The 21,113-nt window shown below is 53.0% G+C and carries 15 protein-coding genes; all 15 read right to left on the bottom strand.

Annotation, left to right across the window (positions count from 1 at the left end; translation table 11 throughout):
• Positions 1-6 precede the first annotated feature (6 nt).
• A complete protein-coding gene (gene hutU / locus ACKGJP_RS13575) occupies positions 7-1,671 on the bottom strand; it encodes a urocanate hydratase (RefSeq protein ID WP_409346165.1) in 1,665 nt (554 codons plus the stop codon).
• A 27-nt stretch (positions 1,672-1,698) separates the two neighbouring features.
• Positions 1,699-2,676 carry an agmatinase family protein gene (locus ACKGJP_RS13570; protein ID WP_409346164.1) on the bottom strand — a complete coding sequence of 326 codons (978 nt, stop codon included), beginning with the start codon at positions 2,674-2,676 and terminating at the stop codon, positions 1,699-1,701.
• A gap of 27 nt (positions 2,677-2,703) precedes the next feature.
• Complete coding sequence (locus ACKGJP_RS13565) at positions 2,704-3,411, bottom strand: ABC transporter ATP-binding protein (protein ID WP_409346163.1); 708 nt, start codon at positions 3,409-3,411, stop codon at positions 2,704-2,706.
• The gene (locus ACKGJP_RS13560; protein WP_409346162.1) at positions 3,395-4,180 is read right to left on the bottom strand and encodes an ABC transporter ATP-binding protein; all 786 of its coding nucleotides are present in this window, start codon (positions 4,178-4,180) and stop codon (positions 3,395-3,397) included. Before ACKGJP_RS13560 ends, ACKGJP_RS13565 begins: the two co-directional genes overlap by 17 nt.
• Positions 4,173-5,117, bottom strand: coding sequence for a branched-chain amino acid ABC transporter permease (locus tag ACKGJP_RS13555; protein WP_409346161.1), 945 nt, complete (start codon positions 5,115-5,117; stop codon positions 4,173-4,175). The genes ACKGJP_RS13560 and ACKGJP_RS13555 overlap by 8 nt, the downstream gene beginning before the upstream one ends.
• A gap of 10 nt (positions 5,118-5,127) precedes the next feature.
• The gene (locus ACKGJP_RS13550; protein ID WP_409346160.1) at positions 5,128-6,012 is read right to left on the bottom strand and encodes a branched-chain amino acid ABC transporter permease; all 885 of its coding nucleotides are present in this window, start codon (positions 6,010-6,012) and stop codon (positions 5,128-5,130) included.
• A 29-nt stretch (positions 6,013-6,041) separates the two neighbouring features.
• On the bottom strand, positions 6,042-7,211 hold the full coding sequence (locus ACKGJP_RS13545) for an ABC transporter substrate-binding protein (protein WP_409346159.1): 1,170 nt from the start codon (positions 7,209-7,211) through the stop codon (positions 6,042-6,044).
• 79 nt (positions 7,212-7,290) lie between these two features.
• Positions 7,291-8,493, bottom strand: a complete 1,203-nt coding sequence (locus ACKGJP_RS13540) for an AraC family transcriptional regulator (RefSeq protein ID WP_409346158.1) — start codon at positions 8,491-8,493, stop codon at positions 7,291-7,293.
• A 217-nt stretch (positions 8,494-8,710) separates the two neighbouring features.
• On the bottom strand, positions 8,711-12,688 hold the full coding sequence (locus ACKGJP_RS13535; RefSeq protein WP_409346157.1) for an OmpL47-type beta-barrel domain-containing protein: 3,978 nt from the start codon (positions 12,686-12,688) through the stop codon (positions 8,711-8,713).
• Between the two features lie 34 nt (positions 12,689-12,722).
• Positions 12,723-13,571: a carbohydrate ABC transporter permease gene (locus tag ACKGJP_RS13530; protein ID WP_409346156.1), complete on the bottom strand. Its 849-nt coding sequence runs from the start codon at positions 13,569-13,571 to the stop codon at positions 12,723-12,725.
• Between the two features lie 19 nt (positions 13,572-13,590).
• Positions 13,591-14,460, bottom strand: coding sequence for a carbohydrate ABC transporter permease (locus ACKGJP_RS13525; RefSeq protein ID WP_409347155.1), 870 nt, complete (start codon positions 14,458-14,460; stop codon positions 13,591-13,593).
• A 102-nt stretch (positions 14,461-14,562) separates the two neighbouring features.
• Positions 14,563-15,915, bottom strand: a complete 1,353-nt coding sequence (locus tag ACKGJP_RS13520; RefSeq protein WP_409346155.1) for an ABC transporter substrate-binding protein — start codon at positions 15,913-15,915, stop codon at positions 14,563-14,565.
• A gap of 104 nt (positions 15,916-16,019) precedes the next feature.
• On the bottom strand, positions 16,020-17,462 hold the full coding sequence (locus ACKGJP_RS13515; protein ID WP_409346154.1) for a helix-turn-helix domain-containing protein: 1,443 nt from the start codon (positions 17,460-17,462) through the stop codon (positions 16,020-16,022).
• On the bottom strand, positions 17,434-19,230 hold the full coding sequence (locus tag ACKGJP_RS13510) for a histidine kinase (RefSeq protein WP_409346153.1): 1,797 nt from the start codon (positions 19,228-19,230) through the stop codon (positions 17,434-17,436). The genes ACKGJP_RS13515 and ACKGJP_RS13510 overlap by 29 nt, the downstream gene beginning before the upstream one ends.
• A 714-nt stretch (positions 19,231-19,944) precedes the next feature.
• A complete protein-coding gene (locus ACKGJP_RS13505) occupies positions 19,945-21,102 on the bottom strand; it encodes a LamG-like jellyroll fold domain-containing protein (RefSeq protein WP_409346152.1) in 1,158 nt (385 codons plus the stop codon).
• Positions 21,103-21,113 lie beyond the last annotated feature (11 nt).

The raw sequence follows: 21,113 nt of genomic DNA, 5'->3' as shown, positions 1-21,113 counted from the left end.
ATTCTTTTAAATACCCAGCATCGGCACGCGAACGCCGCGTTCCTTGGCCGTTTGGATAGCAAGCTCATATCCGGCGTCGGCGTGACGGATAACGCCCATCCCCGGGTCCGTATTCAAGACGCGGGACAGCCTTTCATCCGCATCTTTGGTACCGTCCGCCACCACAACCATGCCCGCATGCAAGGAATACCCCATGCCTACGCCGCCGCCATGATGGACGGATACCCAGCTCGCGCCGGAAGCCGTATTTACAAGCGCGTTCAAGATCGCCCAGTCGCCGACAACGTCGCTGCCATCCTGCATCGATTCGGTTTCGCGGTTAGGCGAAGCTACGGAACCGCAATCCAGATGATCACGCCCGATGACGATCGGCGCGGACAGTTCGCCGTTCCGTACCATTTCGTTGATCGCCAGCCCTAATTTCACGCGCTCCCCGTAACCCAGCCAGCAAATGCGGGCAGGCAAGCCTTGGAACGCGATTTTCTCCTTCGCCATATGCATCCAGCGGTGCAGCGGCTCGTTATCCGGGAACAGCTTCAACACCAATTCGTCCGTCTTGTAAATATCCTCCGGATCTCCGGAAAGCGCGGCCCAGCGGAAAGGACCTTTGCCTTCGCAGAACAGCGGCCGGATGTAAGCCGGTACAAAACCAGGGAAGTTGAAAGCGTCCTTTACTCCTTCATCAAGCGCAACTTGGCGGATATTGTTGCCGTAGTCGAATACGACCGAGCCCATTCGCTGCAGATCGAGCATCGCTTGAACATGAGCGGCCATCGATTTCTTGGACAGCTTCACGTATTCGGCCGGATTGCTTTTGCGCAGCTCGGCTGCCGCCTCGAGAGAATACCCGCTCGGCACATAGCCGTTTAACGGATCGTGGGCGGAAGTTTGGTCCGTCACGAAATCGGGAACGATACCTCGCGCTACAAGCTCCTGGAAAATGTCGGCCGCGTTCCCGACAAGCCCGATCGAGAGCGCTTTGCCCTGCTCCTGAGCTTCGCTGGCCAGCTTCAAAGCCTCGTTTAATTCATAAACCATGACATCGCAGTAGCGCGTATCGATTCTCCGTTGAATGCGGGAAGGGTCGACGTCCACGCCGATTACGACGCCATCGTTCATCGTGACGGCCAGCGTCTGAGCGCCGCCCATTCCGCCGAGTCCGGCGGTTACCGTCAGCGTTCCTCTTAGCGTTCCGCCCGCATGCTGCCGGGCCGCCTCGGCAAACGTTTCGTACGTTCCCTGCAAAATCCCCTGACTGCCGATGTAAATCCAGCTGCCCGCCGTCATTTGTCCGTACATCATCAACCCTTTTTTATCGAGCTCGTGGAACGTATCCCAATTGGCAAACGCCGGAACGATGACGGAATTCGAAATGAGAACCCGAGGCGACAGCGGATGCGTCTTAAAGACGCCTACCGGTTTGCCGGATTGGACGAGCAGCGTTTCGTCATCCTCCAGTTCGGTCAAGCATTCCACGATCTTGTCGAAGCATTCCCAATTTCGCGCCGCTTTGCCGATCCCCCCGTAAACGACCAGATCTTCGGGCCGTTCCGCAACGTCGGGGTCCAAATTGTTCAACAGCATCCGGAGCACCGCTTCCTGCTGCCAACCTTTTGCCGTGAGCTTCGTTCCATGAGGTGCGCGGTACGTACGACCAGCTGTATTTTGCATGAGAATGTCTCCCTTATGTTTGGTTTGTTAGTAAGATCCGCGTTTACTATACCCCGCAAGAAATGTCAGAATGACGTGCAATGCCGTACGAACGGTAGCTTTTCTCGGATCCTGCATCGGATCTACGCAGACGATGTCGAACCCCTGCACCCTCGGATTTTGTCCGAGCAGGAATACCGCCTCCAGCAGCTGCCAGGAAGTCATCCCTGCCGGAACCATGGCAGGTACCCCGGGGGCGTACGCTTGATCCAGCACATCCATATCCACCGTTACATAGATCGCATCCGTGCCGTTTCCCGCTACGAGCATCGCTTTTTCCACCAAGCCGTGAATGCCTTCAAGCGCCACTTGCCGCGCCGTAAACTGCGAGATGCCTTGTTCGACCGCATAATCGCGATAAGGTTTGGAATTGGCGAAGCCGTGCAAGCCGATTTGGGCGATGTGGCGCCCTTCGACCGTACCGGATTCGATCAGCCCGCGTATGGGCGTACCGTTGGACGGTCCTCCGTCTTGAAGATTTCTGACGTCCATATGCGAATCGAGCTGTACGATCCCGACCTTGCCGCCGCCGATCCGATGCTTGAAAGCTTTGACGGAAGGGCAGGTGATCGAATGATCGCCGCCTGCAAGGATTGGAAACAGATCCGGCATCGCACGATATATGTTTTTCAGGCCCTGCTCGATGTTGGCGTGACATTGCAGCAGATCGGTCACATGCATTCGGATATCGCCAAGATCGCGCGCCTTAAGCTCCTGCAAATCGACGTCGTGATCGATGCTGTACGTCGTCGCGCTGACGAACAATTCGCGCAGAGCGTTAGGCGTCATCGATGCTCCCGATACGGAGATCGACGTTTTGGACAGCGGGAGTCCGATAAACCCGACATCGACCCGCTCTTCTCCATCCCATGGCGTCAGCCAGGCGGAAACTTTCGTTTCGTAGCGATCACGCCAGCCGGAACGCCGGACAATTTCCGGCGGATTCAATAAGTCGATGGTTCCCAAGTGCAATCTCCCCTTCGGCAGGCCGGATCATGAATGGCCGAGATACGCCCTCTTGACGCTATCTTGCGTGCGCAAATGGTGCGCGGTATCGTGGAATCGGATTTCCCCATGCTCCATCACATACCCTCGATCGGCTACGGATAGAGCCATGGAGGCGTTTTGCTCGATTAAGAGCGTCGTTAAACCTTGCTTCTTGATCACTCGGATCGTCTCGAAAATATCTTTGACCACGATCGGCGCGAGGCCCATGGAGGGCTCGTCCAAAATCAGCAGCTTGGGCTTCGCCATGAGTGCGCGGCCGATGGCCAGCATTTGCTGCTCGCCCCCGCTCATCGTACCTGCGAATTGACTTTTCCGTTCGGCTAATCGGGGAAACAGACCGAATACGTAATCGATATCCCGCTGCAGTTCCGCCTTCGACGCCTTTCTCGAATACGCGCCCATCAGCAGGTTGTGGACGACGGAAAGCTTCGGAAACACCTTTCTCCCTTCAGGGACCATGACGATCCCGTCCTTCACTAGGACGTGAGGGGAGGCGCCGTTCCGTTCTTTACCTTCGTACCTTATGGAGCCCTTGGAAGGAATCGTTCCGCAAATGGCATTCACCGTAGTCGATTTTCCTGCCCCGTTCGAACCGATCAGCGTGACGACCTCGCCGGCGTCGACGTGAATGGAAAGCCCGCGAACCGCATGTATGCTCCCGTATGATACGTTAAGATCACGAATTTGCAGCAAGGGGACTCGCCTCCTCGTCAGTTTTGCCGATATACGCTTCGACGACTTTCGGATGTGCGATGACCTGCTCCGGTTTGCCGTCCGCTATTTTCTCGCCGTGATCCAGCACGACAAGACGGTCGCACAATCCGACAACCATGCCGACGTTATGCTCAATCAGAATGACCGTCGTTCCGTTTTGCCTGATTTTCCGCACCAGATCGTCCACTTCTTTGGTCTCCTGCGCGTTCATTCCGGCCGTAGGTTCGTCGAGAAGCAGCAGTTTGGGACTTGCGACAAGGGCGCGCGCGATTTCGATCCGCCGCTGGTTGCCGTACGATAAGCTCCCCGCCTGTTCCTGCTCGAATCCTTTCAATCCTACAAGCTCGATAGCCTTCAGGCTTACTTTTGCAACCTGCTCTTCTTCAGTCCTGGAGGCGCGCATGCCGAGAATCGCCGACCACAGACCGGTTTTCGTGCGGCCGAACATGCCGACTTTGACGTTTTCCAGCACCGTTTCATCCTTCAGCAGTCTAATATTTTGAAAGGTTCTTGACATTCCGCTCTTCGCTATGCGAAACGGCGGCAGCCCCTGAATCGGTTTGTTCTCGAAATTGATCGTCCCTTCGTCCGCCTTGTAAATGCCGGTCAATATATTGAAGAACGTCGTCTTCCCCGCTCCGTTCGGTCCGATCAGACCGACAATCTCTCCCGGTTTGACTTCGAAATCGACCGCATGAACGGCCGTGAGTCCTCCGAAACGTTTCGTGACCCCTTTCACTTTAAGCACCGTTGTCACCGTCCTTTGACGTCGCTGCCGCTTGCGGCTTCATCGGTTTGAGTTTGACTCCCGTTTTGCCGAAAATCCCTTTCGGACGATACCGTACGACCAAAACCATCAACAGCCCGTAAATGATCATCTTGTACATGTCCAAGTCTTTCATGTCGATAAAATCGAACTTGAACAACCGGAACATTTCAGGGAGCAAGTAAAGGAGACTGACGCCGAATAACGTGCCCCGAATGCTCCCTAATCCGCCGATCACGACCATGCTGAGCACGGTTGCCGAAACCGTGAATCCGAAGGAATCCGCTCCGATGAAGGATACCTTATGGGCGAACAACGCTCCGGCAGCCCCGGCGTAAGCGCCGCCGATCGCGAATACGAGAACTTTGTAGTAGGTCGTGTTAATCCCCATCGCTTTGGCAACGGTTTCATCTTCCCGAATGACCATCCACGCCCTGCCGATACGGGAACCTGTCATTTTTTTGAGCGCATAGATGCCGGCAGCCATCACAACCAGCACTAACAGCAGATAGCCCGAGTTGTCCAGCTTCCACCCGAATAAGGAAGGCGTAGGAATGGAATCGATCCCGTATGCGCCGCCGGTAATATCGGCGTTTTTGAAAAACGATTGAATAATCAAACCGAGACCGAGCGTCGTAATGGCCAAAAAATCTTCCCTGACCCGCAGGCTCGGAAGCCCGAGCACAGCGCTGAACACGAAGGCGATGGCCACGGCCAAAACCATCGACAACCAGGTATCCAGCCCGCCCTTCACCGACAAGATGGCCGAAGCGTAAGCGCCGATTCCGAAAAATGCGGCGTGACCGAGCGATACTTGTCCGGCATATCCTGTAATCAAATTAAGCCCGAGTCCGAGCAAAATATAAATGACGAGAAAGACGACGATATCGACATAATAAGGATTGAATAAATGGTCCATACGAGATCACCTATACCTTCTCGATGTTTTTGCCGAAGAGTCCGGATGGTTTGACCAGAAGGATAAGGATCAAAATGATAAACGCAATCGCGTCTTTATCGACTACCATCCCTGTCATAAAACCGTCGCTGAGCGACTCGACGATTCCCAAGATCAGCCCGCCGACAATCGTTCCCGGTATGGAACCGAGACCGCCCAGCACGACGACGCAGAACGCTTTCAGTCCGGGAATCGAGCCCATCGTCGGATACATCGAGTTGAAATTGAGCGCGACCAGGATTCCTGCAGCCGCTGCCAGAGCCGATCCGAGCAAAAAGGTTACGGCCACGACGCGGTTGACGTTGACACCCATCAAAGAGGCTGCGCGCAAATCTTGGGATGTCGCTTGAATCGCCAGTCCCATTTTCGTAAATTTCAGAAACGCGTACAGAAAACCGAGAAGAGCGATACCGGCAACAATGATGATCAGCTTCATATTCGTTAACGTAATCGACTCTGTCAGATTGATGATCGAGATTTCGATTCCCGTCTCCGGGAACGCTCTCGTGTCCGATGTAAACATTACTTGAAAGACGTTCTCGAGCACGATCGCGATACCGATACCGCTGATTAAGGTAGTAATCGGATGCGCCCCCCGCAAGGGGCGGTAAGCGTATTTTTCGATCAATATGCCCACCCCGCCCGATACGGCCATTGCGAACAGAAAGGCGACGACAAAATGCATGTGCAAATACGTCATACCGACCATTGCCGCGAAGGCTCCGACCATATAGATCGTACCGTGGGCAAAATGAAGGAGCTTAAGAACTCCGTACACCATGGTGAGTCCGACCGCAATCAATATATAAATGAATCCGATGGAGATGCCGTTAATCAACTGCTGAATAAAGACCAATAGGATCCATCCTTTCCGCTTGCGAATTGTCAGTTGTACACTTTCGATTTGACGTATTGGAATTTCCCGTCCTTAACCGTCATGAAAATAACCGGTTTAATGACTTCGTGGTCGCTGCCGAACGTAATTTTCCCCGATGTACCTTCCAAATCTTTGGTTTCGTTGATGGCCTGCTTAAGCTTTTCCTTATCGGTTCCGGCTTTTTTCATCGCTTCCAGAATGACCGTTGCGGCATCATAGCTTTGCGAGGAAAGCATGTCCGGTACATCCTTGAATTTTTCCTGCCATTGAGTTACGAACGTTTTAACAACAGGCCGGTTATCGGAGGCGAAGAAGGAAGTCGTGAAGGTCGAACCTTCCGTATTGGACTTGCCCAGCTCCAAATATTTCGGCGAATCGAAACCGTCAACCCCGAGCAGTTGAGCGCCGATTCCCGCTTCTTTCGCTTGCTTGACGATTGCGGCAGCTTCATTATAGTAACCGACTACGTACATGGCGTCCGGGTTAGCGGCTTTTACTGCGGTCAGGATCGAGCTGAAATCTTTGTCGCCCATCTTGAACGGACGTTCGATCGCAACGCTCGCTCCCAGCTTTCCAATCTCTTCTTTGAAAGCGGTATAAATCGATTTGCCATAGTCGATATCGACGTAAAGTACGGCTACATTCTTTTTCTTCAAATCGTTCACGGCATAATCGGCCATCGCTTTTCCTTGAAGCGGACCCGTATAGATGACGCGATTCACATAATCGCCGCCCTTAGTCGCATCCGGATGTACGGCGTATGCGATAACCATCGGTACTTTTAGCTCCTGCATTTTGGTCGCAATCGTTTTCGTCGGCCCGCTGTAAGCGCCTCCAACTAGAGCGACGACTTTATCGTTATTGATCAATTTCTGAACGCCTTTCAATGCTTCTTCAGGCTTTCCTTGATCGTCTTCGGCTACCAGCTCGACTTTGTTGCCGTTGATACCGCCGGCTTTGTTATATTGCTCGACCGCAAGCAACGCGGCATCTCTGCTATGTGTCCCGTCCGTCGCAGTCGGGCCTGTCAACGGGCCGATCCAGCCCAGCTTTATCGTAGTGCCGTCCTTGTTGGTAGCGTTGTTATTTGAGGCGGAATCGGTCGGCTTTGCACCACAACCCGAAACCATTAGAGATACCGCAATCACGCCTGCCGTAAGCATTGAATATTTTTTCATGTTCTAGCCCCCCTGCTCGGTTATGTCATTTATCATACTGTAAAAGCGCTTTCATGAATCTAGCGGAATTTGCGAAACACTAGCACAATTTTGCTGCGCGATACTCGGTAGGCGTGCAGTTCATTATCAGCTTAAATTTGCGCGTAAAGTAATTGGCGTCTTGGATTCCGACTTGAGCCGCAATATGTTGAACGGGCAAATCCGTCGTTTCCAGAAAGTGTACGGCTTTCTCGATTCGAAGTTTGTTCATGAACTCGACGAAACTCATGCCTACTTCCTTCTTGAAAAGATGCGCGAAGTGATACGTGCTTAGATAACAATTACGTGCTATCTCCACTAGCGTAATTTTCTCTTGCAAATGTTCCTTCATATATTCGATCGCCGAACGAATGACGGGCGACGCCTCGCGCGCATGGGATTCCGCAACCTGTCTCGCCAGCTTCCGCCAATAGTCACAAACCTTATGGACGTATTTATCGTAACGAATCGTGTTATATAGATCTTGAATGACTCTGGCGTTATCGGATAACAGCTCGGACGCGTCTCCTCCCACATCGAGCACTAGCCTGGAAACGGTCATAATCAGGTCAAGCGTTTCGGATTTGAACATGTCGATACTATGCTTGTACGCTTGGGCTAGCCGTTCCAGCAAAATTTTCAGATAAACGATGGAGCCTTCAACATCGCCGATCTTTACACGCGCCAGCAGCTCCATCTTCTCCTCGTACGCAATGACCTGAACCCATTTTTTTTCGAGTTTTCTTCTCTTCTCATATTGAAAAATAAGCCGATTCCCCTGAAAAAATCGATCGATCATCGACTCCTTCGCTTCTTCGTAGGAATGATGCAGCATGTATGGGTTATCATAGTAAGTACCGATTCCGGCGGAAACGGAAAAACCTTGCTGGTCGATCAAAGTCTGGGTATCGCTAACCATTTGCAGTGTCTTTTCACGGTAGGATTCTTTCGGTATGACGTCGGTTTTGAGCTCCAGAAGTACCGCTAGTACGCCTTCGGATACCCATACCCAAAGAAACGGTACGGTTAGCGCTTTATAAAGCGCTTTAACAAGCTTTTGTCCGATGTCCGCACGCCAAACAAAAGGTTGACCGACGGCGTAGTCATAATAACGGTCAATGGAGAAGACGATCACCAAGTGCGGAAACACGTGTAAACCAAGACGTTTTTGGATTTCGTTAAAGTCCGATTCATGCACCAGCGTCCCGGAAATTAGCATTTGCGAAAATGTGGCTTGCGATGCGTCTAATCTCACCGGAATCATCCCTCCTGACAGAAGTCATTATATAACCGCCTTCCTGCGGTTCACAACGGGAATAAACTTCCTGCTGTGGTATGGCTAGAGAAGGCTCCTGACGCCGGTTACTAAGAATCTTCCTAAAAATTAAAGGAAATGCGCGTTTTTTCGTCCATATGGAAATCTTCACAGACAAAAAAAGAGCGCTTTAGCGGCTTCCGCTAGCGCTCAATTCCTTAAATGGTCACTGGGTACGGGACAACTCCATTAAGTACCGGGCATCCCGAAGTAAATAGTATGCCGCCTGGGTTGTCAGATGTTTACCGGTTTGTGCCTTCACTTGGTTTACAAATCCAGTCAGATTAGGCGCGTCCAATTTGCGCTGCAAGCTATTCGCAATCCCTGCATGATCAATCCAACCTATATTCGTAAAGCTAGCAATTAACGACTTCAAGGCTTCTATACTCGTCGTGGTTTCGAACACTATCGTTTGGCTGTCTGCATTCCCCGCCAGATCTATAGACGTTACGGTGTACGTATGCGTACCAAGCGGAAGAGTATAGAGGGGAATCGTCGATCCCGGTTGTACCCCATACGTATCCAACGTTACCGTAAATTTCGTGCCGTCCACACCGGACAATCGATCGCTAAGCGTAACGATTGGCACAATATCCACGGAGTCGGGATAAGAACCGTATACCAAACCGGTTACCGTGATGGTCGGAGCCTTCGAATCCCGTTTGAAGCTGACGGATTTAACCGCTTCTACATTCCCGGCTTGGTCCGTCGAACGATAGTTAACGGTGTATATGCCGTCCTGATTGAAGGTTACCGGTGCCGTATAGGGTGTCCAGGTTGCTCCATTATCTAAGCTGTATGCTGTATTCGCTACGCCCGACAAATCGTCCGAAGCGCTGAGGCTTACCGTTACATCCGACGTATACCATCCGTTACTGCCGGTCGGCTCCTCCGGGCTGATCCGCGCGACGCTGGCGGGTGCGGTCTCGTCCAGGGCGGGCAACTGACTGGTGAGCTGCACGGGGAAGTGGACGCTGGTGTCCTTGCTCTTCCCGATGCCGGACGACCACTCCAGGAAGCCCTTACGGCCGGTGCCATCGTCGTCGTTCACGAGGAACGAGAAAGCGAACGTATCCGTAGGGGCGGCGGTGAGCCCAAAGCTCTGCCACGGAATGACGGCGTCGTAGGTCGTCACGGTGCCTGACCTAGTAACCGAGAGGCTATCCGTCGGGGTGGATCCCGTCAAGGCAAGTCCCGACGCTGCGAAGGTGTAGGCGGCGGGGCCGCTCGGCGTGAGGGCGAGACCGATCTCGGTGCGCTCTTGCGAGGCGCCCGGCTGAGCCGCCGAGAACGAAATCTGGATCGAGTCGCCGTTGTACATGTTGCCCGCTGGGTTCGTCTGACGGAACACGTCATCTTGCACCTCTGCGTGGAAGTGAATCCCGTTTGAGGTCTCGGTGATTTTGGTGGTTCCGCCGAGATCGGACGCACCGCCCCAGTCCGCGGTATACTTCTGCCACGCAACATCAGTTGCGAGGTCGATCGGCGCTACGGTGGCGTTGCTGTCCGGCTCGATCGGACCTATACCCACGGACCGGTGCAGAGTCACCGGATCCTTGTCTTGGACGGCGACGCTCAGATCGAGGTATCCCTGCTTCCACAGCTGAAGACTCGACAAGGGGAGCGTGTGTTGTACGCTCTTGCCGGCCTCGACGGTCGAGGTTTCGTCGATCGTGCCCGATTGGTCGCCGACTTTCCACGTGATGTTGTTCAGGGTGACCGGCGTGACGCGCGACTTGTTCGCAACGGTGACGACCGCCTGCTCGGCGTACCCTTCGCTATGGCGAACAAGCTGCAAGTCGACGTTCGCCGTGACTGCCGGAGTGATGGAGATGGTGGAGGTCGCAAGGCTCGCGAACTTACCGCCGTTCGTGGACGCCTTGCCAGTCACCCAGCTGGCGGTCTGCGATGCAGTGGTCGGTATGTCGAAGACGGCCTCACCGGTGGTGCATCCGTCCACTTGGACGTCCTTCTGCAGACCTTCGATGTTGAAGGTAACGGTCGACGGAACGGACTGGCAGTTAGCACCACTGCGATCGACAATGGCCCGCACTTCGATGCTCTCGCCCTGTGCGACCGTCGAAGAGGTCTGAAGCGTGATGCCGGGAGTTGTGCTGAGCGCGACAGCGGTGGATGCACCGGTGACGTAAACCGGGTGCTCGGTCAACGCGACGCTCACCGCTCCCGCATATGGGGTCAGCGTGGTCAGCGCGCCGTACTCATCGGTGAGCGTCAGCGGCTGGTCGGTGGTCAGCATGACCGTCTTACCGCCGCTCGGAGCCCACATGACGCGGGTCGCGTCGCTTCCCGATCCGAAGACGTACGAGTACGTCGACGAGTCGAGCGAGTCGCGGCTGGTTAGCGTCTTGCCCGCCAGCTCTGCAGCCATGACAGACTGGGCGACCGCGGAGACCTTGGGCTCGGCCGCGTTCACCGCGGTGGCACGGCGCACTTCGAACAAGCCGAAGTTATGCTCCTGGTTGGTGGGGCTGGTTCCGTCGTCCCGGGCGTCGTACCAATATAGCCTCGCCACGCCGCCAGCCAACGAAAGCACGCTCGAGCGGACAAGATAGTCGGCCTGCATGGAGTCGGTGATGCCGTTGACCGGGGTGTTTGTCGGCCAGCCGAATTCGGTCAGCCACAACGGGATGTCCTTGCCCGCGGTGTCCTTGATGGTCTTCACCATCGAGGCCATCTGGGTCTCCATGCCTTCGGGCGCCTGCGGGTGCCGGTAAGGGTGGATCGAAACGGCGCTCAGGATGTCGGAGCCGCCGCCTTGGAGCACCTGCTTGACGAAGTCCGCCGACGCTCCGGAGATCGCCGGCCCGACGAGCTTTCCGTCGGGGTTCTTCGCGCTCACTGCCGCCCCGGCTGCCTTCAGCAACTGTACGTAGCAGGCTGGAGTGCGACCGCACTTGCCGTTGTTGAAGTTGATGTTGAACTCGTTGTAAACCTCCGTCGCCTGCGAGTAGTTCTTGAACTGGTCGTTGAGCGCAGCGGTGTAGTTGCCGTAGGCGGCCAGACCCTCAGGTGAGCTCGGGGTCAGGTTGTCGTCGTAGAGGGTGTTGCGGTAGTCGGAGATCAGCAGCGGCTCGATCCCGGCATTGTGCAGCTCAGCAAGGCCGTCGGTCAGGGTGCTCGGAAACGTGTAGACGCCCGGTGACTTTTCCACAGACGACCACGCAGCGTCGGTCCGCGCGTGCGACATGCCGATGCGCGACAGACCCGCGATCACGGTGCTGTCGAGACCGTGAATTCCAACGCCGAACGGCGAATCGGAGGATTTCGCGGCTGCGGGCATGGGCGGCACCACACCGAAAGATGTCGACAAGTTGAGGGCGCCGTTGTCGGCGGTCGACGTCGCCTCGATGGTGTAGAAGCCGTTGGCGAGGCCGGAGAGGTCCATGGCGGCATTTCCGCCGGCGTAGGGCGCCGTTCCGTTCGTGACCGGCAAGCCTCGGACATCACGGACCGTCCAGCTGGCCGAGGCGGGGTTGGGCGCGTCGGTGATGAAGTTGATCGCCGCCGTGCCCGGATCGAACAGCAGCGTGCTGTTCGAGACTCCGAAGTAGTAGGAGTGCTGTTCGAAGCCGCTGTTGCTAAGCAGGTTCTGAGTGGTGCCGTTCTCGACCATCGTCATGTCGTCGATGCGCACCCCGGGGGTCACGTCCTGCGTGAGGAGTCGGAGCGTCATACTCGTCTGGCTTGACGTCGTCGTGTAGGTCCAGGTCACCTGCCGCCACGCGTAGGTTCCGCTGGGGAAGCTGTACCGTATTCCCCAGTCGTCGCTGAGGACGGCCAGCAGTGCGCCCGAGGGTAGGCCGTCCGACGCGACCCACGCACTGAAGCGGTAGAGCGTAGAGGGCTTGACCTTGACCGTCTGATACATCTGGGCGAAGGTGTTCGAGGCCTTGGGCGTCTGATTGACGATGCTGAGAGCGGCCCCCGTGTGGCCATTGAGGGTTGCGGTGAAGGCAGCGTTGATCGAGCCGCTGCGACCGACAGTCCAGTTATCGAACGTGCTCGAGTAGGGCAAGGGGGCGGCGGCAGCTGCATGGACTACACTTGAATTCAACCACGTAAATGGGACGGTAGATAGCACAATTACGGCAGAGAAAAACCATATATACATTTTTTTCACCATAATCTACACCTCCTGTTATTGCCACCATCTCTCCTTATCCTTTGACGGCGGAGCTTGAGAAGCCTTGAATGATATATTTCTGGCCCAAGAAGAAGACGATGAGCAGCGGCACGACGCTCGCTGTGGCGGCAGCCATCATCATGTTGTAGTCCACACCGGCTTCCAGCATGAAGTTCTGCATGCCAAGCGGAACCGTATAAAGCTTCTTGTCCAGAAGAAAGATCAGCGCGTTCTCATAATCGTTCCAGGTCCATGTAAAATCAATGATGGCGAAGGTTGCCAAGACCGGCTTGGAGAGAGGTAGGAACAATTGAACGAAAATCCGGAAATGCCCCGCTCCATCAATGAAGGCCGCTTCGGATATCTCATGGGGGATGCTCATGAAAAATTGCCGAATCATAAATACGCCGAATACCGTAAACAGCCCGGGCAGAATGAGCGCCCAATGAGTGTTGTAAATATGCATCCACTCAAACATGATGAATTTGGGGACAAACAGCACCTGCTGCGGAATCATCATCAGACACAGGTACAGCAAGAAAATGACGTTTCGGCCTTTGAATGCAATGCGGCTGAATCCATATGCGGCCATAGCGGCGAGCAGCGGCGCTCCGATCATGACGATCAGGGAAATTTTCAGAGAGTTGAAATAAAAGAGGGCAAATCCGTCTCCGGTCGTCCAAACTTTGATGTGGTTGGTCAGCACCGGTTCACTCGGAATCCATTGGATCGGGAAAGTGAAGACGTCCTTGGCTTTCTTAAACGAAGTGCTGATCATCCAGATCATGGGCGACAGCAAAAGCAAGCTAGCCAAAGCCATAATCATGGTGTTCAAGCCTTTGCCCAGCCTCTCTTTGATGATTCTGGCGCTTCTTGCATGCATGTCTTGTCTTTCCCCTTCCTTAGTAATGGACCCACTTTTTCTGACCTGCCCATTGCATTAGCGTAATACCAAGGATGAGCAGGAACATGGTCCACGAAACGGCGGACGCATATCCCATTTCATAAAAAGTGAATGCCTTCTTGTAAGCGAAAATGGAGAAAACCGTCGTGCTGTTGGCGGGCCCTCCTTGCGTAATGGCATAGATCATGCCGAAGCCCTTGATGGAGCCGATAAACCCGGTAATCATCAGGAAAAAGGTAGTCGGGCTGACCAAAGGCAAAATAACGAGTCGCAAAAGCTGCCAAAACGTCGCTCCGTCCATCTTGGCGGCTTCCAACTGCTCCAGGGATATTTCCTGCAGAGCGGCCAAATAAATAATCATGTTGTACCCGATGCCGCCTGCAATCATCATGACGAGGACCGCAAACATGGCGGTATCGGGTGAGGCAAACCATTGGGGCGGCTCAGATATGCCAATGGAGCGCAAGAAGGAATTGATGGGACCGGAGGCGGGCTGGAACAGCACCATCCAGACGAATGCAATCGCGATGCCGCTGGTAAAATGGGGCGCGAAGAAGAAGGCCCGCAGCGTCTTTTGGAAATAGGCACGATTATTCAGGATGACCGCGATCAGGAAACCGAGCATAATCGCAATCGGCACAGGGATTAGTAACATCAGGGTATTTTTAACCGATACGGCAAATAAGTCGTCTCTCACCATCATTTTGAAATTATCCAATCCGATAAAATGCGGCGGCTTCCCGCTAGCGAATACCCAATCCGTAAACATCAAATAAAAGGAGAACAGAGCTGGAATCAGCATGAATACCGTCATTCCGATAAGATTGGGGCCGATGAATACATAGCCGAGCAGCCTCTGCCGTTTCATCCAGTTCACGATCAGTCACCGCCTCTCTCTATAATTAGGGGTTTACAGCAAAGGAGAAGCGCAGCACGAATGTCTTTGCTCCTCCTTTGACTGCCAGGCATCCTATTTTTTGGCCGCTTGCAGGTTCTCGTTATGCACCCGAGCCAGTTCCTTCGCCCCCGCCTCGGGAGTCAGCTTCTGCGAGAAGACCTTGTCATAGACGACCTGCTGCTCGCTTCCCGTTTTTTTGTCCAGACGGCTTAATCCGAGCGAAAGGTTGCCGAACATAACCCGCTTGATGGACTCGATGTCATAGGTGTTCTCCACGTCCTTGAACATCAAACTGACAGCCTGATCGACGGGGAAATCCTTGGAGGAAGGCACTCTGCCCCCTGCCGCCATCGGCAGCATGCCGTTATCCGCATACCACTTGATAAATTTCCAGGCCGCTTCCGGATTCTTGGTGCGGGGATTGACGGAGAGCACATCGCCCAATCCGCCGGCGTTGATATAGTCGGTCTGATCCTTGTTTACCTTGGGAGCCGGCGCTGCCGCAACCTTGAAGGTACGGGGATAATCCTTTACATTGTTGGTGGTCCGGAAAATCTGGTTGGTGGAGAATAGCATCGCCGTTTCCCCCTTCACAAACATCTGGTCCAGGGCCGGCTTCGAGGTGATCTGCTCCGTATGGGGCATGATGCTCTTGTCCTTGAACATCATGTCCGAATACGCCTGAAGCGCTTTGACCGTCAGCGGATTATCGAAGGCCGACGTACCGTCCGGTTTGGTCAGCAGCAGATTTTGCTTCAGCATGGAGCCATTGATGGGCACATTGAAGTAATAATCGGTTTGCGCCGCTCCCCACACCTTGTCTCCCTTCAGCTTGTTCGCATAATCCCTGAACTCATCCAGCCCCCAGTCTGTGGGAACCGGAAGCCCCTTGGCATCCAGCATGTCCTTGTTCAGCCAGACAAAGGACATGCCCTTCTGGGTGGGAACGCCGTAATACTTGCCGTCCACCTTCCACAAGGCGGCGCCTGTGCCCATTTTTGCGTCCACGTTGTAGTCGGTGAACTTGCTCAGATCAAGAGCGTTGCCCGCTTTGATCCGTTTCTCGTAGAGGCCGAAATCATAGTTCATGTACATGTCCACCGGCTGACTGGAGATAAGCGCCGTATCCAGCTTCAGGTTGCCGGCATCGTCATTGACGAACCGCACATACTCCACCTGAATATCCGGATTCTGCTTGTTCCAGTTGTCTACAACCGCCTGAGGACCGTTCTCGGCCGGTACTCCTCCCCACATGGTAAGCTTGATCGGATCCTTATTAACCGTTGCGCTAGGCGCCGAACTTGCCGCAGGAGAAGCCGTTCCCTCCGTTTGATTGCCATTATCTTTTCCACCACAGCCGGCAAGGGCCAGAGGCACTGCCACGAGCGCTGACAGCCCTGCTCTCATCCATTTTCTGTTTCTCATCTTACCTGTAACCTCCCTGCAATCGGATGTTTGATTCCTCCCAACTTTACCAAGCTGCGCCTTATCTTCTTAGAGTGGAAACTTGTAAGGTGATAGTACAAAACTTAGAGATTGTTCTCCCTCCTGAACGAACTGGGCGTTTGTCCGACCATGCGCTTGAATACCTTGATGAAATAGGCATCGTCGGCAAAGCCCGTTTGAAAGGCGATCTCCTCCACACTCAGCTTGGTATGCAGCAGCAAACGCTTCGCCTGTTCGATCCGGATATTTTGCAGATAGGCGATTGGCGTCAGTCCGGTTTTTTTGCCGAACACGGTGCTTAAGTAGTCCCCATTGATGGCTACCAGCTTGGCTAAATCCGTAACCTTGATATTTTCCTTGTAATGCTCCAGCATATATTGAATTACCCGATTCACCTCGGGATGATCCGTAAAACGGACATTCTCCTCCTTCAAGTGCCGGATAAGCTCCCGTATGGTTTGCTGCACATGCACAAGCAGCGATTCATGGCCGACGGCCGAGTTGATTCCGTCCCGATCCTCCGACTTTCGTCCGGCCAGCCTCGCCAGAATATGAAGAAGATGGGCCGCCAGCATTTTCACTTCCATATGGGAGAACGACGAAGCTTCCATGCTCTCCCACATAAGGGCTGCCGCCTCGGCGCATTTGGATTCGTCGCGTTCTTCAAAGCACCGGATCAGCTCGGCATCCAGCTCCGCAATGGGGGGCAGCTTGTGGCGTTCCTTCTTCGGGCTTGCCTCACGGCCGTACCAGTCGCCGTTCAACTGATTCAGCGCCCGCCGCCAATCCTGGGGCAGACGGACCAGACTGCTGCCGGCTGCCAGTCCAGCCGGAAAGTCCGGCTTATCCAAGCGGACATCCTCTTCCTTCCTATGGAATTTCCAACAAAAGAAGGTTGTCTGTCCCCCTTCATAGAAAGATTGGACCAACAGATACGCTTCCGGTCGGATACCCGCCTGATCCGCAGAAGCAGGAACGGCTCCGCTCAGTACGGCAATAATATCAAGCCCCAGAGTACGGAATTTCTCCGCTGCCGCCGCCGCAATCGTTCCGGTCTGATCCCCATGAGCGGATGCGCCTGTTTCCCGTATGTCCGACCAGGTACGATGATAAAACGGATAAAGCGCCTCTCCCGACCCCTTAAGCTCTTCAAGCAATTCCGCCTTGATCCGCGCCAGGTTGTCCAACAGAACATCGTCATGTAAGGATAGTTTTAACAAATAATTAAAGGCTCCGTATTGAAGGGCGTCCCGGGCGTATTCAAAATGGCTCATCGCCGTAAGCATAATAAACCGGCTGCGGATTCCCGCCTTCCGCGTTTCCTTCAGCAGTTCAATCCCGTCCAAACCCGGCATGACAATATCGGCAATCACTACATCGGGCTTAAGCTCCAGAATTGCCGCCAGAGCCTCCCGGCCGTTTCCCGCTTCTCCCGCAACGCAAAAGCCGTGGCATTCCCAGTCGACGGTTTCCCGGATGGCCTCCCGGACAAACCCTTCATCTTCCACCAGCAAAACCGTCCACATGTCCGCCATCTCCTTCCTGTGAATAGGGCGTCGCAATCAGCAAAGGCAACCGGACCCTGACCAGAGTTCCTTCCGCGCCGGATATAAATTCAATAGAGTCCTCCCGCTTAAAAAGCAGCTGCAGCCTTTCTCTCAGATTGCTTAGACCGATCCCGTGCCCGCTTCGCCTACCCGGTCTTCGAGCGGCCGCTTCCATGCCGATGCCGTTATCTTCCACCTCGAGAATAAGGTCGCTTCCCTCCGCCCTTGCCCTGACCCATATGGTGCCGCAGCCTTGGGCCGCATCAAAGCCATGGACGATGGAATTCTCCGCCAGAGGCTGCAGACTAAGCTTGGGAACCAGTGCGTATTGTACCGTTTCATCCATTTCATAGATGATGGTGAAATGATCCCGGAAGCGAAACGCCTGTATGGATTCGTAAGAGCGCAATAGCTGTATTTCTTCTTTAAGGGTGATCATCTCCACTTCCGAGCCCAAGCTTGCCTCCAGAATTACACCCAGTGAGGTGCAGATGCCTGCGATCGCTTCCTGTTTTTCTTTTCTGGCAATCCATTTGACTGTGTTCAAGGTGTTGAGCAGAAAATGCGGGTTCATTTGGGAGAGCAGCATTTGGAAACGAACCGCCTGCTTTTGCCGCTCCTCCAGCTTAAGCTTGTTAATGAGCGCGACGACATCATCAATCATTCGGTTGAAGCTTTCGCCAAGGGAGCGCACCTCGTCTGTCGCATTGTTGCCGATGGAAATTTTGACATTCAGCTTCTTGTCCGATGCTTCCTCCATGCTCCGCTTCAGGACATACAGAGGCTCCGTCATGCGGGCAGAAAGGAAAATAGTCACCAGCACGAAGGCGATCACCAGAATAGTAAGAAACAAGAAAAAGATAACCCTTAACCGCCGGATCTCCTGCTGAAGCTCGCTTAAAGGCATTTGACTGACGACATACCAGTCCAGCTCCTCCAGATAGCTGTAATTGACAAGAGACAAAGCGCGTTGCTCCTCGAAATGTCCTTCCTTTGCCTTTACAGACATGATCCTTTGCATCATATCGTTGCTGAAAGCTGTTTCCTTGCTTTGCAGAACGATCTCTCCCTGACCGGTAAAGATGGTCAGATCCTTGTTGGCCGGACTATCCTTTAACGTACTGCGGAACCATTCTTGAATATTGATGCTGATGCGCGCCAGTCCGTAATTTCCCCGAAGTTGGTCATCCAGTACGGTGTACAGGCTCAGGAGCTTGCTCCCCTGGCTGCCGCTCACATCATTCCAATCATCCGCCATCCAGCGGTATGGATGAGACCCGCTTTGCAGCTTATTCTGCCAATCTTGCAATTCTTTCAATCTATTGGTCAACTGGCCGTTGGGAGCATAGGACGTATATACATTGCCCTTACGGTCGATGAATCTAAAATACAATTCCGTCTGATGGAAAAAAAAGCTGTTATTGATGCCGAACATTTTGCTTTCGATCACTTTCTTGCGTTCCAGGGGATCGTACTTGTCCGGATCGTGCATGATCTGGATCAGACTCTCGTCCTGGCTCAGCATGATATTCGCCTTGTAGGCGAATGCCATCATATCCGTCAAGGACACATAGACCTGCTGCATACGTTCGGTCATGCGGTCCATCATGTCTTTCTGGCGAATGGATTCGAAATGCTGGAACAAATAAAAAATAGCGACGCACAAAGGAATCATCAGGAGGGTGATGTAGGCTATGAAAAGCCTATACTTCAAGGTGTTCGGAAACAAGCGCCGCCAGTTTGGCATCGTGTATGATTCACTCCTCGTCTCGTAGTCGGATGTCTCCATTATAAGCAGCGTGACGGAGGCAGTTATACGCGCTCCGAAAGAATCGCAGTATTTTTCGAACAGGCAAAAACGCCTCTGTCCTAGAGCAAGAGGCGCTTTGTCCAAAACCATAGCCGGTTTTGGCTTATTGAATATTGTCTGGCAACAACAGCGTCACCGCTGTCGTCTCTGCTTTGCAGCCGGCTCATTGACCCGGAATCTCCTCGACCATTCGATTGTATCACGCGAAAAACGGAGCCAGTAGATTCAAAACTTGTAGATTCCTATAACAATTCTTAGAGTTGGAGTAAGCAATTGCTTCTCTGCTAATCGGAAACCGGATCGTTTCATTTTAAGTGATACAACACAGTTGCGACTAGCGGATAATTTGAAATGAACCACATCTTCTCGCCGATGCCGAGCAAATTCACATTATGCTTTTGCGTATAGATCAGACTGGAAAGACAACAATCGAAACCGCAAGACTGTTCGCGCGTTGCAAAGGGAAGGGGTATGGGGTTTCAACCGCTCTTGAAATCGTGTTTTATTGAACTTATTTGGCGGTAAAAACACGATTTCAAAGGCGGCCCGTAAACTTTGCACCCAAACCCCTCCCTCTGCATAAGTTCGCGGATAAACGGATAGTGGGAAAATTCGCGATTCAACAGGTTTTTATTCCAATCCGAAAACATTTTAGTTTTGATTCCTTATCTTCATACAAATTTCAACTTGGTTTGGCTGATCCTGATCATATTTTTCTATAATGAATGCATTCGGCCAATCTTTTTGAAGCTGATTATTTCGAATCCATCCATCCAGAAACCCGTAAAGTTCACCCATACGGGACTCATCACCAGTTACAGATGCATAATGGCCCGATAGATGAAAATAATCCATTCCTTCCGGGATGTCTGCAGCCGATTCCGTCACTAAATACCCGGTATAAAAATACCCCTCGATATGGTCGCCGCCTCGTATAGGCTCATACAGGATGACCTCGGTGCCGGTTCCCCCGGGTATTTCATCCTTACGAGCTTGAAGTATTTGCACGGCTTGAGGAACGATCTTTCCGTACTCCGAAAACAATCCACAATGCCTTATTCCGATAACTTTATACTCCCGGTATCCGACTCCGGCCTCCATAACCTTCTCGTCCTTGGATTCGTTTCCTTGTTGCATGTTTTCGTCCATAGTGCCTGTGTATCCATTTTCCGTATAAAGGGATGTTATTTCTTGTTCAGAAAGGACCCTATTGTAAAGGCGAATATCATCAAGAACGCCATGAAATAAAAATCGTTTTTCATTTGTATTCTTTTTACCGATAAAAATCGGTTCCTCTGGGTGAGGTTTGAGTGTTCCGGCTTGGGTATCGTGAAGTTCTCCATTGATATACAATTTATGAAATGCACCATCGAATACTGCAGTAATATGGTACCAAACACCGCGTTTTAGATGACTTTTTGACACCGCGTCGGTCGTTTCTTTCATTCGATGCCAAGTGATGGTTGGGCCTAAAGCACTTAGTTGAAATACACGGCGAAGATTGTCCTTATTCTTGTTCTTTCCGCCATCATCTTGGGAAACAATGGCGTTATTCCACCACGCCAAAGATGCCTTCTCATCATATCGGGCCCAAACAGAGATAGAAAACGCTTCCCTGCTTAATAACGGCGGAGGGGAAATCTCAATAAAGGCTTTCTCACCGTCAAATGCATATGCACAATTCGGTTGCCCAAACCGATCTGACGTCAGTACAGCGCCTTCAACGCGTCCGTGAATTCCGTTTCCGCTGGAATCGTTCGCATTGCCATGAAATAAGTACTCAGCCACTAATCCGTTACGCAAGCTCATTTAAACTACTC

The organism is Paenibacillus litoralis (assembly GCF_046244365.1).
In the GTDB taxonomy this organism is placed as follows: Bacteria; Bacillota; Bacilli; order Paenibacillales; family NBRC-103111; genus Paenibacillus_V.
Note: the sequence above shows the minus strand (reverse complement) of the source record. Positions and strands in the feature narration are given on the sequence as shown.

Bases quoted from the DNA above. Each gene is read 5' to 3' on its own strand.
- hutU (WP_409346165.1), bottom strand. From the start codon at position 1,671: ATGCAAAATACAGCTGGTCGTACGTACCGCGCACCTCATGGAACGAAG.
- ACKGJP_RS13555 (WP_409346161.1), bottom strand. From the start codon at position 5,117: ATGGACCATTTATTCAATCCTTATTATGTCGATATCGTCGTCTTTCTC.
- ACKGJP_RS13545 (WP_409346159.1), bottom strand. From the start codon at position 7,211: ATGAAAAAATATTCAATGCTTACGGCAGGCGTGATTGCGGTATCTCTA.
- ACKGJP_RS13540 (WP_409346158.1), bottom strand. From the start codon at position 8,493: ATGATTCCGGTGAGATTAGACGCATCGCAAGCCACATTTTCGCAAATG.
- ACKGJP_RS13535 (WP_409346157.1), bottom strand. From the start codon at position 12,688: ATGGTGAAAAAAATGTATATATGGTTTTTCTCTGCCGTAATTGTGCTA.
- ACKGJP_RS13530 (WP_409346156.1), bottom strand. From the start codon at position 13,571: ATGCATGCAAGAAGCGCCAGAATCATCAAAGAGAGGCTGGGCAAAGGC.
- ACKGJP_RS13525 (WP_409347155.1), bottom strand. From the start codon at position 14,460: ATGAAACGGCAGAGGCTGCTCGGCTATGTATTCATCGGCCCCAATCTT.
- ACKGJP_RS13520 (WP_409346155.1), bottom strand. From the start codon at position 15,915: ATGAGAAACAGAAAATGGATGAGAGCAGGGCTGTCAGCGCTCGTGGCA.
- ACKGJP_RS13515 (WP_409346154.1), bottom strand. From the start codon at position 17,462: ATGTGGACGGTTTTGCTGGTGGAAGATGAAGGGTTTGTCCGGGAGGCC.
- ACKGJP_RS13510 (WP_409346153.1), bottom strand. From the start codon at position 19,230: ATGCCAAACTGGCGGCGCTTGTTTCCGAACACCTTGAAGTATAGGCTT.
- ACKGJP_RS13505 (WP_409346152.1), bottom strand. From the start codon at position 21,102: ATGAGCTTGCGTAACGGATTAGTGGCTGAGTACTTATTTCATGGCAAT.